This window comes from Mesorhizobium sp. M0768 (assembly GCF_040320195.1).
Lineage (GTDB): Bacteria > Pseudomonadota > Alphaproteobacteria > Rhizobiales > Rhizobiaceae > Mesorhizobium.
Genome location: NZ_JAMYPD010000002.1, coordinates 245,265 through 260,444, shown reverse-complemented (window position 1 = coordinate 260,444; position 15,180 = coordinate 245,265). Strand labels below are relative to the sequence as shown.

Sequence of the window (15,180 nt, the reverse complement as noted above, 5' to 3'; positions counted from 1 at the left end):
CTCGTCTTTGACAATGGAATTTATCTGAACTGTGTCCCGTGCCAAGTGGCACGGGACGGTTCGGTCATGGGCTCGGGAGGAGCCGGTTACATCTTGCCCCGGCTACATCTTGCCATCGTCCTGGAAGACCTCGGTCCAGTCCTTGACGAGGCCGTCGAGCGCATCCTTGGCCGAGCCTTGCCCGGCAACGACATAGTCGTGGAAGCGCTTCTGCGATGCCTGCAACAGCGGGGCATAGCTCGGCTCGGCCCAGAAGTCCTTCACGATGGCCATCGAGTCGAGGAAGGTCTGCGCATAGGGCTGGCTGGCCGGGAAGGCCGGGTCCTTGACGACCGCGTTGAGGCAGGAATAGCCGCCGAGCGACCACCATTTGGACTGCACGTCCTTATTGGCGAACCATTTGATGTATTTGAGCGCGGCTTCCTGCTTGTCGGAATAGGAGACCACCGAGATGCCCTGGCCGCCGAGCTGGGCGAACTGGTCCCCGTCCGGACCTTTGGGATTGACGAAATAGCCGATCTTGTCGCCGCCGACATTCTCGTCCTTCTGCAGGCCTGGCCAGGTGAAGGCGAAGTTCATGTGCATCGCCACCTGGCCGGATTTGAAGGCATCGACGCCTTCGCCCATGTAGCTGTTCGAGGCGCCGGGAGGGGTGCAGCAATCGTAGAGGGCTTTGTAGAACTCCAGGCCCTTCACCGATTTATCGGAGTTGACGAAGCCTTCCATCTCGTAGGGCTTTTTCGGGTTTTCGTACTGGAAGCCGAAGCTGTAGAGCACGTCCATGGCGCCCATGGTGATGCCTTCCGAGCCGCGCTCGGTGTAGATCGACGCGCCATAGACGGTCTTGCCGTCGATGTCGCGCTTCTGGAAGAATTCGGCGATCTGCTTCAATTGGTCGAAGGTCGTCGGCGGGCCGAGATCCCAGCCGTACTTTTCCTTGAATTCCTTCCGCAGCTCCGGCTTGGAGAACCAGTCCTTGCGGTAAGTCCAACCGACGACGTCACCCATGGCCGGCAGCGCCCAGTAATTCGGCGAGTTCTTCGGCCATTCCGAATAGCCGACGACGGTCGCCGGCACGAAATCATCCATGCTGATCTTCTCCTTGTCGAAGAAGTCGTTCAGCTTGACGTAATGGCCGTTCTCGGCGGCACCGCCGATCCACTGGCTGTCGCCGATGATGAGGTCGCACAGCTTGCCGTGCGAATTCAGCTCGTTGAGAAAGCGATCGGCATAGTTGGTCCACGGCACGAATTCGAATTTCATGCCGATGCCGGTTTCCTTGGTGAAGTCCTTGGACAATTCCACAAGCGCGTTGGCCGGGTCCCAGGCTGCCCAGCAAAGCGTCAGATCTTCTGCCTGCGCGACATTCGAAACGGCTGTCGACGCAAAGAGTGTCGATGCCAGTCCCAACGCCAATTTCAAGGTCGATTTCATGCCTTCCTCCCATTTGCGAAACACGTCCGGATGACGGCTTCAAGAGCCCGCTAAACCCCTCCTCCGGGGCCCAAACACAACGACGCGGCGGCGCACCGGATGTTTAGTAATTTGTTTAGTGATGCAATTTTTACTAAACAAGGCAAGCGAATTCGTTGCTGCACCGCAGCATGCTGGACAGGAAAGCAACGTGAGAAGTTGCGGCGACCGGTCTAGGTCACTGTCTTGTTGCTGACAGCCACCGGACGGATCACTGGGGCCGGCGGCAGCAGCGCGCGGATATCGGCGAAGGGGAAGACTGGCTCGAAGCGGAAGGCCTCGGCAAACGATCCGGCCGGGCCGTTGCACTGGCCGGCGCGAAAGGCGTTCTGCGTGCGCGCCGCGTCGACGAAACGCTCGGGATCCTGCGACTGGTGCGCCCGGATCGCCTCCGCCTTGAGATCGAAATGCCTGGAGGTGTCGACGTAGTGCGTTGGCGAAAACCCGGTGCCGCCGAACGTGTCGGCATGTAGCACCGGCACCGAGAATGACGCTGCGATGCGCACGCCATCCGACAGCGCGCGGTGGTCGCCATGATAGTCGTTCGGCGCATGCGTTATCACCAGATCCGGCCCTATCTCGCCGATCAGTGCTTTGAGCGCCCCGATCAGCGCGGCATCCGCGACCAGCCCGCCATCGGGAAAGTCAAGGAAGCGCGGCGTCACGCCAAGCAGGCCGGCCGCCGCCATCGCCTCCTTGCGGCGCGTGCGGGCCAGCGCTGACGGATCGCCGTAGCCGCCCCTGGTGCCATCCGTGGCTATGGCAAAAAAGAGTTCTGCGCCTTGCGCGGCATAGGCCGCCATCGTACCGAACATGAAGATCTCGATGTCGTCCGAATGCGCGCCAAGCGCCAATATCTTCACTCTCATCTCTCCCGGAAATGGAAAAACGTGCCCAACGGAATTCTGCTCGCACTCATCGCCTATGCAAGCTATTCGTGCAGCGACGCCGTTGTCAAAAGCCTGGGCGGGCAGTTCAACGTCTTCGAGATCGGCTTCTTCTCGACATTGTTTGCCGGCTGCTTTCTGCTCTTTGCCAGGCCGGCAGGCGAGCGCTGGCTCGATTTCTGGCGCACCAACCGGCCCTGGGCGGTACAGGCCCGGGCCTGGGCCGGCATCGCCTCGGGCGTGCTCAGCGTCTATGCCTTCACCACCATCCCGCTGGCGGAAGTCTATGCGCTCATCTTTCTGGCGCCGCTGTTCGTCACCATCCTAGCCACGCTGGTCCTCAAGGAGAAGGTCGGCCCGTGGCGGTGGCTGGCGGTGGTCGCCGGCTTTGCCGGGGTCATGCTGGTCGTCAGGCCGGGGTTTCGCGAATTGCACCTTGGTCATCTGGCGGCGTTCATCATCGCCTTCCTGGCCGCCACCAATGTGATCCTGATGCGTTCGCTCGCCGCGCAGGAAAAGCGCACGACGATGCTCGGCGTGCTGATCGGCTACGGCCTGCTCTTCAACGGCGCCGGTGCGGCGGCTACCTCGTTCTCGCTGCCGGATGGCAGGCAATGGGCTTGGCTGGTGTTGGCCGGCGCCTTTACCGCCGGCGGCCAGCTGTTGCATCTGCTGGCGGTCAAATACGCACCGGCCAACCGCATCGCGCCGACGCATTACTCGCAGATCGTCTGGGCGGTGGTTCTGGGTGCGCTATTTTTCAGGGAATATCCGGATTTTCTGTCGCTGGTCGGTTTGGCCGTGGTCGGCGGTTCCGGCCTGCTGACCATGGTGCGCGAGGAGGTGCGGCTCGGCACGGTGCGCTGGAACCCGTTTTCGCGGACCAGGCTTTGAGTCGGCGCCGAGGTTGCGCCGCGACCGCCACCGCTGATATGCGGTTGCTGCCAACTGGCTGCACAGCATAGCACAATGACGACAAAACCCTTGCCGGACCTGCCGGTCTCCGTTGTCTTGCCGGCGCTCAATGAAACGCTGAGCCATGGTAACAGCGCCGTGCTGGTGGCGCCGCCCGGTGCCGGCAAGACGACGCTGGTTCCACTGGCGCTGCTCGACGCTGAATGGCTCGGCGCCGGAAAGATCATCCTGCTCGAGCCGCGCCGCCTCGCCGCCCGCGCTGCCGCCCGCCGCATGGCCGAATTGCTCGGCCAAGACCCCGGCGAAACCGTCGGCTATGCCATGCGCATGGAAAACCGCAGTTCCGCAGAGACCAGGGTTCTCGTCGTCACCGAAGGCGTGCTGTCCCGCATGATCCTCGACGACCCGGAACTGCCTGGTGTCGCGGCGGTGCTATTCGACGAGTTCCACGAACGCTCGCTCGACGGCGATTTCGGGCTGGCGCTGGCGCTCGACGTGCAGGGTGCGCTGAGGCCCGAACTCAGATTGCTGGTGATGTCGGCAACGCTCGACGGCGCGCGTGTCGCAAAATTGCTGTCCGGCGCGCCGGTGATCGAGAGCGCAGGCCGCGCCTTCCCGGTCGACATCCGCTATGACGAGCGGCCGGCCGGCGTCACCATCGAGGACGCCATGGCCAAGGCGATCCGCTCGGCGCTTGCCGGGGAGGAGGGCAGCGTGCTCGCTTTCCTGCCCGGCCAGCGCGAGATCGAGCGCACCGCCGAGCGGCTGGCGGGCAAGGTCGGCGCCGATACCGACATCGTGCCGCTCTATGGTATGCTCGACAACAAGGCGCAGGACGCGGCGATCAAGCCGGCGCCGCTCGGCCGCCGCAAGGTCGTGCTGGCGACGTCGATCGCCGAAACCTCCATCACCATCGACGGCGTGCGCGTCGTCATCGATTCCGGCCTGTCGCGGCTGCCGCGCTATGAACCGGCGAGCGGCCTGACGCGGCTGGAGACGGTACGTGCTTCCCGCGCTTCCGCCGACCAGCGCGCCGGCCGTGCCGGGCGCACGCAGCCGGGCGTCGCCATCCGGTTGTGGCGGGCCGAGCAGACGGCGGCCCTGCCGGCCTTCACGCCGCCGGAAATCCTCAAGGCCGATCTTTCCGGCCTGTTGCTCGATAGCGCAGCGTTCGGCGTCGCCGATCCGACCAGTCTATCCTTCCTCGACCCCCCGCCGGCTCCGGCGCTCACCGAGGCGAGGGTACTGCTACATGCGCTCGATGCTGTCGATGCGGCAGGACGCCTGACGGATGCCGGTGCCGCGATGCGTAGGCTGGCGCTACCGGTGCGGCTTGCCCATATGGTCGCCGAGGCGGCAAGGACCGGAGAGGCGCTCGAGGCGGCGATGCTCGCCGTATTATTGACCGAGCGTGGCCTTGGCGGCGATGGTGCCGATCTCGAACGGCGGCTGCTGCGCTTTCGCGCCGAAAGATCGCCGCGCGCCACCGCCGCCCGGCAGCTGGCTGAGAGGCTGGCAAAGCAGGCTTCACCCTTCCCCTCTAGGGGAGGGTCGGCGAGCGAGCCGAGCGCAGCGAGACGAGCGAGACGGGGCGGGGTCGTCGATGGCGTGCCCGAAGCGGCCCCACCCCTATCCGCTACGCGGATCGACGCGCCGGGGCGAGCCACGGGTCTCGCCCGTCCTTCCGACCCCCTCAAGGGGGAGGGCAGCACAGCCGGCGCTCTCCTCATCCATGCCTGGCCGGATCGGGTCGCCAAAGCGCGCGGCGAGCGTGGCCGCTTCGTGCTTGCCAACGGCTCGGGCGCCATGCTCGACGCCTCCGATCCGCTGGCCGGCGAGACCTGGCTCGTCGTCGCCGACCTGCAGGGCAAGGCGCAGAACGCCCGCATCACCGCAGCGGCAGCCATCGATGAGGCCGACATCCGCACTGCGCTGGCGGAAAAGATCGAGGCCCGCCTCGAGGTGAGCTTCGACCGCGACAGGCGCGCGGTGCGGGTGCGCGAAACGGTTCGCCTCGGCGCCATCACGCTGTCCGAACGCATGCTGCCGGCGCCGACCGGTGCCGACGCGGATCGCGCCATCCTCGACGCCTTGCGCGAACACGGCCTGTCCCTGTTGCCGTGGAACAGGGAGGCGGAGACGTTGCGGCAGCGGCTCGGCTGGCTGCATCGCGGCCTCGGCGTGCCATGGCCCGATGTCTCCGATGCCGCGCTCCTCGAGCGCCTCGACGACTGGCTGCTGCCGTTCCTTTCCGGCGCGGCATCCTTTGCGGCAATCGATCCCAGCGCGCTTTCGCAAGGCCTGATGACGCTGGTGCCGCACGAATTGCAGCGCAAGATCGACACATTGGCGCCGACCCATTTCGACGCGCCGTCGGGCAGCCGGCTGCCGATCCGCTATGACGGCGAATGGCCGGTGCTGGCGATCCGCGTGCAGGAACTGTTCGGCCTCGACCGGCATCCGGCGATCGCCAACGGCACTGTGCCGCTGACGCTCGAATTGCTGTCGCCGGCGCACCGGCCGATCCAGACGACGCGCGACCTGCCCGGCTTCTGGCGCGGCTCCTGGGCCGATGTGCGGGCAGAGATGCGCGGCCGCTATCCCAGGCATGTCTGGCCGGAGAACCCGCTTCTCGCCGCCGCCACTAGCCGCGCCAAGCCGCGCGGTACCTGATGCTTCCAGACTGTCATCCCGAACCGAGGCCCAGCTTCGACGGTTTTCGGAAAAGACCTCCGGCTGTTTCCCCTCTATAATCACTGGCCATGATAAACATCCTGCACGCACCCGACTTCCAGCAAAGCCAGCGGCTGCGCCTCAACACGCTGATCAGGTTGCGCTGGCTTGCCATCGTCGGCCAGAGCCTGACCGTGCTTGTGGTCGCTTACGGGCTGAAATTTCCGCTACCGGTCAGCATGTGTTTTGCGCTGATCGCCTGTTCGGCCTGGATGAACCTTTTGCTGACTTTCCGCTATCCGGCGGCGCATCGGCTTACCCCGTTCTCGGCCTTCGCCATCCTGACCTTCGACAGCCTGCAGCTTGCCGGCCTGCTCTACATGACCGGCGGCCTTACGAATCCGTTTTCGCTGCTGATGACCGTGCCCGTCGTCGTCTCGGCGACGTCGCTGCCGCTGCGGCTGACCGCCATGCTCGGCGCGCTGGTGATCGTGGCGGCGACGCTGCTGGTCTTTTACCACCTGCCGCTGCCCTGGCATGAGGGGGCGCCATTGGCGATGCCGTTCATCTATGTCGCCGGCATGTGGATGGCGGTGTTCTGCTCCATCGCCTTTACCGCGATCTATGCCTTCCGGGTGGCCGAGGAGGCGCGGCTGCTTGCCAACGCGCTTGCCGCCACGGAATTGGTGCTGCAGCGAGAACAGCATCTCTCGGCCCTCGACGGCCTCGCCGCGGCCGCCGCGCACGAACTCGGCACGCCGCTCGCCACCATCACGCTTGTTGCCAAGGAGATGGAGAAGGCGCTTGGCGAAGATCCGAAATACGGCGAGGACGTGAAGCTGCTGCGTTCGCAGAGCGAGCGCTGCCGCGAAATCCTGAAGCGCCTGACCAGCCTGTCCTCCGAGAGCGAGGTGCACCTCTCGCGCCTGCCGCTGACCTCGCTGGTCGAGGAGGTGACGGCGCCACACCGCGATTTCGGCATTTCGATCAAGCTTCGGCCGGGCGAGCGCATCGGCCCGGAGCCGGTGGGCCGGCGCAATCCCGGCGTCATTTACGGCCTCGGCAATCTGGTCGAGAACGCGGTCGACTTCGCCCGCAACAGCGTGACAGTGCGCTGGAACTGGAATGAAGCCGCCGTCAGCTTCTCGATCATCGACGACGGGCCGGGCTTTCCACCGGAGATCATCGACCGTATCGGAGAACCCTATATGTCGACGCGACAAGGCACCGAAGCCGGCGGCGGCCTCGGCCTCGGCCTATTCATCGCCAAGACCTTGCTCGAACGCTCCGGCGCGACGCTCGATTTCCGCAACTCAAGCGAGCCCGGCGACGGCGCTATCGTGCAGATATCGTGGCCGCGCAGCGTCTTCCTCAATCCCGAGCAGGCTTCGGCCACCATGTTCGACACGGCCTAAATTGGACAATAGCGTTGCGAAACTATATTTGCGTAAAAATCAGGCAGCAGGATTTTCAGCACGATGAGTACTGACGAAACGATTGGCGCAATGGTCGAAGGCGAGGACACCTCGCTGCTGATCGTGGACGACGACAAGCCGTTCCTGACGCGGCTTGCCCGCGCCATGGAAACCAGGGGTTTCGTGGTCGAGACGGCGGAGAGCGTCGAGGAGGCGGTTGCCAAGGCGCGCGCCAATCCGCCGGCCTATGCGGTGGTCGACATGCGGCTGGCCGACGGCAACGGCCTCGACGTCGTCGCCGCGATTCGCGAGAAGCGCGACGACGCCCGCGCCATCATCCTCACCGGCTACGGCAACATCGCCACTGCGGTGACGGCGGTAAAGCTCGGCGCCATCGACTATCTGTCGAAGCCGGCCGATGCCGACGATATTTTTGCCGCCCTGACCCGCACCGCGGGCGAACGCGCAGCGCCGCCAGAAAATCCAATGTCGGCCGATCGCGTGCGCTGGGAACACATCCAGCGCGTCTACGAAATGTGCGACCGCAACGTCTCGGAAACCGCACGCCGCCTGAACATGCATCGCCGCACGCTGCAACGCATCCTCGCCAAGCGCGCGCCGCGCTAAAGGGCTCTCATTACAGGCTTGCCCGGCCAGCGCTGTTTGCGCATCATCGCTTGGCGGTGTCGGACCTTGCCGCTGATACGACGGAGGCGACATGCAGGACGAAAAGCGGCTGGTCTCCATGCTGCGCGAATTCCTCGACAGCGAGGCGGCCGGCGGCCTCATCCTGATGGCTGCGGCGGCCTTGGCCCTGATCGTCGCCAATTCGCCGCTGGGCGAGGCTTATTTCTCCGCCCTCCATGCCTATCTCGGACCGCTCAGCGTCTCGCACTGGATCAATGACGGCCTGATGGCGGTGTTCTTCCTGCTGGTCGGCCTCGAGATCAAGCGCGAAATGCTTGACGGCCAGCTGTCGACCTGGCCGCGCCGCGTGCTGCCCGGCATCGCCGCCGCCGGCGGCATGGCAGCGCCGGCACTGGTCTACGTCGCCATCAACCGCAACAATCCAGCCGCTCTGTCCGGCTGGGCGATCCCAACCGCCACCGATATCGCCTTTGCGCTCGGCGTGCTGTCGCTGCTCGGCAGCCGCGTCCCGGGTTCGCTGAAGATATTCCTCACGGCGCTTGCCATCATCGACGATCTCGGCGCGGTGCTCATCATCGCGGTGTTCTATACCAGCGGCCTCTCGCTCGCCTATCTCGGCGCCGCCTTCGCCGTGATCGCGCTGCTGGTGGTGCTCAACCGCATGCGGGTGCTGACGCTGCTGCCGTACATCTTGCTCGGCATCGTTCTGTGGGTTTTGGTGCTCAAATCGGGCGTCCATGCGACGCTCGCCGGCGTCGCGCTGGCCCTCACCATACCGCTGAAGATATCGCCGGGCAGCGGCCATGATCTCGACCATTCGCCGCTGCACCGGCTCGAACACGGCCTGCACAAAGTCGTCGCCTTTTTTGTCATCCCGATTTTCGGCTTTGCCAACGCCGGCGTCTCGCTCGCCGGTCTCAGCGCTGCCGCCCTGGCCGAGCCGCTGACGCTCGGCGTCGCCGCCGGGCTCGTCGCCGGCAAGCTGGTCGGCGTGTTCGGGTCTTCCGCGCTTGCCATCCGGCTTGGCTTCGCCGATCTGCCGGTCAATGCCGACTGGCTGCACATGGTCGGCATTTCGCTGCTCTGCGGCATCGGTTTCACCATGAGCCTGTTCATCGGCCTGCTCGCCTTCGCCGGCGACGTCGCCCTGCAGGACGCGGTCAAGGTCGGCATCCTCGCCGGCTCCTTCATCGCCGCGCTCCTCGGCGCCGCCGTGCTGCTGGTGGCGCCGGCCGCGGACGGGGCGCAGGAGGCGGAAGAATAGTCGCGCAGTCTCTTTCGGCCTTCAGGCCACCGTTTCGCGCTACCCGTGCGCAACCATGACGTGCCGGACGGCGGTATAGTCCTCCAGCGCGTAGAGCGACATGTCCTTGCCGTAGCCGGATTGTTTCAACCCGCCATGCGGCATCTCGTTGGTCAGCATGAAATGGGTGTTGATCCAGGTGCAGCCATATTGCAGCCGGGCGGCCGTCGCCATGGCCCGCGAAACATCCTTGGTCCACACCGACGACGCCAGGCCGTAGTCAGAATCATTGGCCCAGTTCACCGCTTCGTCGACTTCGGAAAAGCGGGTGACCGAGACCACCGGACCGAACACTTCGCGGCGCACGATCTCGTCCTCCTGCAGCGCGCCGGCGACGACGGTCGGCTGGTAGAAGAAGCCGGAGCCCTCGCCCGGCTTGCCGCCCGTGGTGATCTCGATGTGCTTGAGCTCAGAGGCGCGCTCGACGAAGCTCGAGACGCGGTCGCGCTGGCGACGCGAGATCAGCGGGCCGATCTCGTTTTCGGTATCGTCAGGATGATCATACTTAATGGTCGAGACGGCGGCGGAGAGGTCGGCGACGAGCTTGTCGTAGATCTTCTTGCCGGCGTAGATGCGGCAGGCGGCGGTGCAGTCCTGGCCGGCATTGTAATAGCCGAAGGCGCGCAGGCCGTTGACCACCGCGCCGAGATCGGCGTCGTCGAAAACGATGACCGGCGCCTTGCCGCCGAGCTCGAGATGCGTGCGCTTGACCGATTTGGCGGCAGCCTGCAGCACCTTCTTGCCGGTGGCGACGTCGCCGGTGATCGAGATCATGTTGACCTTCGGGTGGTTGATCAGCGTGTTGCCGACGCTGTCGCCGCGACCGAGCACGACGTTGACGACGCCTTCCGGCAGGATCTCGGCAAGGATTTTCGCCAGCTTCAGCGCGGTCAGCGGCGTCTGTTCCGACGGCTTGAAGACGACGGTGTTGCCGCCGGCAATCGCCGGCGCCAGCTTCCAGGCCATCATCATCAGCGGATAGTTCCACGGCGCGATCGACGCGACAACGCCGATGGCGTCGCGGCGGACCATCGAGGTGTGGCCGGGAATGTATTCGCCGGCGACCTGGCCGGGCATCGAGCGGACCGCGCCGGCAAAGAAGCGGTAGCAGTCGACGATCGCCGGGATCTCGTCATTGAGCACGGCATTGATCGGCTTGCCGCAGTTCAGCGCCTCGAGCGCCGCGAAATCCTGTGCAGCAGCCTCGATGCGATCGGCGATCTTCAGGAGATAGCCGGCGCGCTGCGCCGGTGTTGTGCGGGACCAGGTGACGAAGGCGTTTTCGGCAGCAAGCACGGCCGCCTCGATCTGCGCTGGGCTGGCCTCAGGCAGATTGAGGATGGTCGCCCCGGTTCTCGGGTTGAGGATCGGCTCCTCGGTCTCGGTGCCTTTTTCGAATTTCGAGCCGATCAGCATCTGCGTGTCCATGGAAGTCTCTCCCTTATGAACGAGATCATTTGCCCGAACCGGCGATCTGGTCGCCGTCGCGGGTCAGGTAATAGGCAGCGAGGATTGGGAGCAGCGTCACCAGCACTACCACCATCGCCACGACATTGGTGACCGGACGCTGGCGCGGACGGATCAATTCTTCGAGCATCCAGATCGGCACCGTCTGCTGCTGGCCGGCGGTGAAGGTGGTGACGATGACCTCGTCGAAGGACAGCGCAAAGGCAAGCATGCCGCCGGCCAGCAGCGCGGTTGCGATGTTGGGCAGCACGACATGCCGAAAGGTCTGGAAACCATCGGCGCCGAGATCCATCGACGCCTCGATCATCGAGCCGGACGTGCGGCGGAAACGGGCGACCGCATTGTTGTAGACGACGACCACGCAGAAAGTGGCGTGGCCGAGCACGATCGTCCAGAACGAGAACGGGATTTCGGCCAGCGCGAAGGCCGAGCGCAGCGCGATGCCGGTGATGATGCCGGGCAGCGCGATCGGCAGGATGACCAGCAGCGAGATGGTTTCGCGGCCGAAGAATTTTGTGCGGGACACGGCGGCTGCGCACAGCGTGCCGAGGATCAGAGCGATGGCAGTCGAGATCGCCGCGACCCGCACAGACAACGACAGTGCCTGCCAGACGTCGGGGCGGTTCCAGGTGACGGCGAACCATTGCGTGGTCAGGCCCGGCGGCGGCCAGACGAAGCTCTTCTCCTCGGTGGTGAAGGCATAGACGAAGATCAGCAGGATCGGCAGGTGCAGAAACAGCAGGCCGCCGGTGGCAGCGAGCTTCAGGCCGATCGGCGCGGATGGGCCACGGTCAGAGCGCATCGAAAGCCCCCATGCGCTTGGCGCCCCAGAGATAGAACCCCATGATGACGATGGGCACCACGGTAAAGGCGGCGGCGAGCGGGATGTTGCCGGCGGTGCCTTGCTGCGAATAGACGGCCTGGCCGATGAACAGCCGCGAGGTGCCGATGATCTGAGGAATGATGTAGTCGCCGAGCGTCAGCGAGAAGGTGAAGATCGAGCCGGCAACGATGCCGGGCAGCGCCAGCGGGAACAGCACGTTGCCGAAGGTCTGGCCGGGCGAGGCGCCGAGATCGGACGAAGCCTCGACCAAATTGCCCGGCACGCGCTCGAGTGCGGCCTGCACCGGCAGGATCATGAATGGCAGCCAGACATAGACGAAGACGATGAAGGTGCCGGTTGAGGAGACCGACAATGAGTTGCCGCCGACGACCGGCAGCGATAGCCAGGCATCAAGCAGCCAGAGAAGATGCAATTTGGCCAGCAGCCATGTCAGGATGCCTTCCTTGGCCAGGATCAGCTTCCAGGCATAGATCTTGACCAGGTAGCTCGACCACAGCGGCAGCATGACGCCGAGATAAAACAGCGCCTTCCAACGGCCGCGCGCATAGCGCGCCGCGTAATAGGCGATGGGAAAGGCGATGACCGCCGCAGCCAGCGTCACCAGCGCCGCCATTGTCACCGTGCGCAGGATAATGTCGAGATTGGCGGCCTGCAGCAGGTCGCCATAGGTCTTCAGCGTGAATTGCCGGTTGATCAGGCCGGAGAACTCGTCGATCGAAAAGAAGCTCTGCAAAAGCAATGCGAAGAGCGAGCCGATATAGACGATGCCGAGCCACAAAACCGGCGGCAGCAGCATGAGGAGCAACAGCAGCTTCGGCTGTCGCCAAAAAATATCCGACACCGCGCCACGCAGGCCGCCGCTTCGCGGCAGGATGGCGGGCGGCGTGGCGCGCGGCATGACGGTGTCGAGGCTCATCCGAGCTCGTCCATCAAATGCAAATGCTCGCGCTTGAAGGTGAGCACCACCGCCTCGCCGTCCCCCGGCAGCACAGCACCCGCCGGCACGATGGCATGCAGCCGCAAGCCCTCTGCATCGAGCGCCAGTCTTGTCGTGGCGCCGAGATAGTTGGTCGAGACCAGGCGGGCGGCAACCCCTTCGCCGTTGGCCCGGCCAATACGGATGGATTCGGGCCGCAGGCTGCCCCAGCGATACTGGCCGGCATAGCGCTGGACGAAATCCGGCGGCAGCACGTTGGACGAGCCGACGAAATCGGCGACGAAGCGGGTCTTGGGGCGCTGGTAGATGTCTTCCGGCGTGCCGATCTGCATGATCTTGCCGTCATTGAAGACGGCCACGCGGTCGGCCATCGACAGCGCTTCGCCCTGGTCGTGGGTGACGAACACGAAGGTGATGCCGAGCGCCTTCTGCAGCGATTTCAACTCCTCCTGCATGTTTTCGCGAAGCTTGAGGTCGAGGGCGCCGAGCGGCTCGTCGAGCAACAGCACCTTGGGCTGGTTGACCAGCGCACGGGCGAGCGCGACGCGCTGGCGCTGGCCGCCGGAAAGCTGGCCAGGGCGACGGGCGCCGTAGCCGGGAAGCCGCACCAGCGCCAGCGCTTCTTCCGCCGCCTGTTGCCGCTCCGGTCTGCCGACGCCCTTGACCATCAGCCCATAGGCGACGTTGTCGAGCACGTTGAAATGCGGGAACAGCGCATAATCCTGGAACACGGTGTTGACGTTGCGGCGATAGGGCGGCACGCCCTCGGCGCGTTCGCCGAAGATCGAGATCGAGCCCGCCGTCGGCTGCTCGAAACCGGCGATGAGGCGCAGGCACGTCGTCTTGCCCGAGCCGGAAGGCCCGAGCATGGCAAAGAACTCGCCCGGCACGATGTCGAGATCGACCGCGTCAACGGCACGCACGCTGCCGAAATGGCGAGAGACGTTTTGGAAGGAAACGGCGGAGGTCATGGGGCTGTCCTGATCTGTCAGGCTCATCAAATTTCAGGCGGTAGCGCTGCCTCTTATCCGCCTGCCGGCACCTTCTCCTCGTATAGTGGACGGGGAGAAGGGAGGCGCTGCAACGCTGGCGACCCCCCGGTTCTTCACCGGGAGAGGGTAAGGGTGAGGGGCAGCGCCGAGCTTCGTAGGTGAGGCGAACTCACCGCCCGCCGATGACGCCGATATAGTCCGACACCCAGCGGTAATAGGGCACGCACTGGTCGTTCTGGGTGGCGCATTTCGAGACCGGCGTCTTCCAGAACTTGATCTTGTCGAAATTGTCGTAACCGTTGGTCTTGCAGCCTTCCTCGCCGAGCAGTTCGTTGCCCTCGCAGGCGGCGGGCACCACCGGCAGCGAGCCGAACCAGGCGGAGACGTCGCCCTGCACTTTTGGCGACAGCGAATGCTCCATCCACATGTAGGCGCAGTTTGGGTGGGCAGCATCGGCCTCCATCATCGTGGTATCGGCCCAGCCGGTGACGCCCTCCTCGGGGATAGTCGAGGCGACCGGCTTCTTGGCCGCGATCAGCGTGTTTACCTGGTAGGGCCAGGAACCGGAGGCGACGACGCCTTCGTTCTGGAAATCGTCGACCTGGATGGCGGCGTCGTGCCAATAGCGTCCGACCAGCGTACGCTGGACCCGCAGCAGGTCGAGCGCCGCCTTGTACTGATCCTCGGTCAGTTCGTACGGATCCTTGATGCCGAGCTCCGGCTTGTGAGCCATCAGGTAATTGGCAGCGTCGGCGATGTGGATCGGCCCGTCATAGGCCTGGACGCGGCCCTTGTTCGACTTGCCGTCGGGAAGCTTCATTTCCTCGAAGACCACGTTCCAGCTCTTCGGCGCCTCCTTGAACACTTCGGTGTTGTACATCAGCACGTTAGGCCCCCACTGATAGGGGACGCCGTAATGGACTCCGCCGACGGTGAACCAGGGCGCATCCTTCAGCCGGTCGTCGACCGTCTTCCAGCTCGGTATGAGGTCGGTGTTGATCGGCTGGACGCGCTTGCCGGCGACAAGGCGCAGCGAAGCGTCGCCCGAGGCGGTGACGAGATCGAAGCCGCCCTCGTTCATCAGCGAGACCATCTCATCGGAGGTGTTGGCGGTCTTGACGTTGACCTTGCAGCCGGTTTCCTTCTCGAACGAAGTGACCCAATCATAGGCCTTGTCGGTTTCGCCGCGCTCGATATAGCCCGGCCAGGCGACGATATTGACCTCGCCTTCGCCTTTGCCGAGCTCCTTCACCTGGGCGATGGCCTGGCCGGAGAAGCTCAGCGCGACCGTCAAGGCAGTGCATGATTTCAGCAATGAATTCATCGTCGATCTCCCATTTTTGCATGACCTCGAAACCGGTTTCGGGTTTCGGAAGAAGGTCATGCGCCCGTTCAAAAACGTTGGATGCGCGGCTCTGAAGGGCCGTGCTCCTCGCATCGACCCGAAAATCGGAATCGATTTTCGGAAAGCCCGATGCGAAAACTAAAAGTCTTAGAGCGTACTATGTGCGTCCAATTGGACGCACGTCGCTCTAACGGCAGCTTTGTTCCCTGACCGAAAAGTGCTGCGAAATTTCCGGTTTCGCAAATTCATTTATCAGAAAGCCGATATCGATTTTTCCGATA

Annotated in this window: 12 protein-coding genes; 5 read left to right on the top strand and 7 right to left on the bottom strand. The window is 64.4% G+C overall.

The annotated features are described in order from the left end of the window. Positions 1-102: 102 nt before the first annotated feature. Entirely contained in the window at positions 103-1,434 is a 1,332-nt protein-coding gene (locus NKI08_RS03560; protein WP_352448472.1) for an ABC transporter substrate-binding protein, read from the bottom strand. A 212-nt stretch (positions 1,435-1,646) separates the two neighbouring features. Then, positions 1,647-2,336 carry a PIG-L deacetylase family protein gene (locus NKI08_RS03555; RefSeq protein ID WP_352448473.1) on the bottom strand — a complete coding sequence of 230 codons (690 nt, stop codon included), beginning with the start codon at positions 2,334-2,336 and terminating at the stop codon, positions 1,647-1,649. Positions 2,337-2,363: 27 nt separating this feature from the next. Between NKI08_RS03555 and NKI08_RS03550 the strand changes: the two genes are divergently transcribed. The 5 genes from NKI08_RS03550 (at position 2,364) to nhaA (ending at position 9,275) form a co-directional block, all read left to right on the top strand. Continuing rightward, positions 2,364-3,254 (top strand): DMT family transporter, encoded by an 891-nt coding sequence (locus NKI08_RS03550; RefSeq protein WP_352448474.1) that lies wholly within the window; start codon positions 2,364-2,366, stop codon positions 3,252-3,254. 75 nt (positions 3,255-3,329) lie between these two features. Then, positions 3,330-5,948 (top strand): ATP-dependent helicase HrpB, encoded by a 2,619-nt coding sequence (gene hrpB, locus NKI08_RS03545; protein ID WP_352767229.1) that lies wholly within the window; start codon positions 3,330-3,332, stop codon positions 5,946-5,948. Between the two features lie 89 nt (positions 5,949-6,037). After that, positions 6,038-7,363: an ActS/PrrB/RegB family redox-sensitive histidine kinase gene (locus NKI08_RS03540; RefSeq protein WP_352767227.1), complete on the top strand. Its 1,326-nt coding sequence runs from the start codon at positions 6,038-6,040 to the stop codon at positions 7,361-7,363. Positions 7,364-7,426: 63 nt separating this feature from the next. Continuing rightward, entirely contained in the window at positions 7,427-7,990 is a 564-nt protein-coding gene (locus NKI08_RS03535; protein WP_023676342.1) for an ActR/PrrA/RegA family redox response regulator transcription factor, read from the top strand. Positions 7,991-8,081: 91 nt separating this feature from the next. Then, the gene (gene nhaA / locus NKI08_RS03530) at positions 8,082-9,275 is read left to right on the top strand and encodes a Na+/H+ antiporter NhaA (protein ID WP_352767225.1); all 1,194 of its coding nucleotides are present in this window, start codon (positions 8,082-8,084) and stop codon (positions 9,273-9,275) included. A 39-nt stretch (positions 9,276-9,314) separates the two neighbouring features. Here the strand turns inward: nhaA and NKI08_RS03525 are convergent, their stop codons facing one another. The 5 genes from NKI08_RS03525 to NKI08_RS03505 form a co-directional block, all read right to left on the bottom strand. Further along, positions 9,315-10,742 (bottom strand): gamma-aminobutyraldehyde dehydrogenase, encoded by a 1,428-nt coding sequence (locus tag NKI08_RS03525; protein ID WP_352767223.1) that lies wholly within the window; start codon positions 10,740-10,742, stop codon positions 9,315-9,317. A 25-nt stretch (positions 10,743-10,767) separates the two neighbouring features. Then, positions 10,768-11,583 (bottom strand): ABC transporter permease, encoded by an 816-nt coding sequence (locus NKI08_RS03520; protein WP_023676345.1) that lies wholly within the window; start codon positions 11,581-11,583, stop codon positions 10,768-10,770. After that, a complete protein-coding gene (locus tag NKI08_RS03515) occupies positions 11,573-12,523 on the bottom strand; it encodes an ABC transporter permease (protein WP_352540499.1) in 951 nt (316 codons plus the stop codon). The genes NKI08_RS03520 and NKI08_RS03515 overlap by 11 nt, the downstream gene beginning before the upstream one ends. 14 nt (positions 12,524-12,537) lie before the next feature. Next, positions 12,538-13,533 (bottom strand): ABC transporter ATP-binding protein, encoded by a 996-nt coding sequence (locus NKI08_RS03510; protein WP_352767221.1) that lies wholly within the window; start codon positions 13,531-13,533, stop codon positions 12,538-12,540. A 190-nt stretch (positions 13,534-13,723) separates the two neighbouring features. After that, on the bottom strand, positions 13,724-14,878 hold the full coding sequence (locus tag NKI08_RS03505; protein WP_352767219.1) for an ABC transporter substrate-binding protein: 1,155 nt from the start codon (positions 14,876-14,878) through the stop codon (positions 13,724-13,726). Between the last annotated feature and the right edge of the window lie 302 nt (positions 14,879-15,180).

Coding starts and splice junctions, on each gene's coding strand:
- NKI08_RS03560 (WP_352448472.1), bottom strand. CDS start 1,434: ATGAAATCGACCTTGAAATTGGCGTTGGGACTGGCATCGACACTCTTT.
- hrpB (WP_352767229.1), top strand. CDS start 3,330: ATGACGACAAAACCCTTGCCGGACCTGCCGGTCTCCGTTGTCTTGCCG.
- NKI08_RS03540 (WP_352767227.1), top strand. CDS start 6,038: ATGATAAACATCCTGCACGCACCCGACTTCCAGCAAAGCCAGCGGCTG.
- NKI08_RS03535 (WP_023676342.1), top strand. CDS start 7,427: ATGAGTACTGACGAAACGATTGGCGCAATGGTCGAAGGCGAGGACACC.
- nhaA (WP_352767225.1), top strand. CDS start 8,082: ATGCAGGACGAAAAGCGGCTGGTCTCCATGCTGCGCGAATTCCTCGAC.
- NKI08_RS03525 (WP_352767223.1), bottom strand. CDS start 10,742: ATGGACACGCAGATGCTGATCGGCTCGAAATTCGAAAAAGGCACCGAG.
- NKI08_RS03520 (WP_023676345.1), bottom strand. CDS start 11,583: ATGCGCTCTGACCGTGGCCCATCCGCGCCGATCGGCCTGAAGCTCGCT.
- NKI08_RS03515 (WP_352540499.1), bottom strand. CDS start 12,523: ATGCCGCGCGCCACGCCGCCCGCCATCCTGCCGCGAAGCGGCGGCCTG.
- NKI08_RS03510 (WP_352767221.1), bottom strand. CDS start 13,533: ATGACCTCCGCCGTTTCCTTCCAAAACGTCTCTCGCCATTTCGGCAGC.
- NKI08_RS03505 (WP_352767219.1), bottom strand. CDS start 14,878: ATGAATTCATTGCTGAAATCATGCACTGCCTTGACGGTCGCGCTGAGC.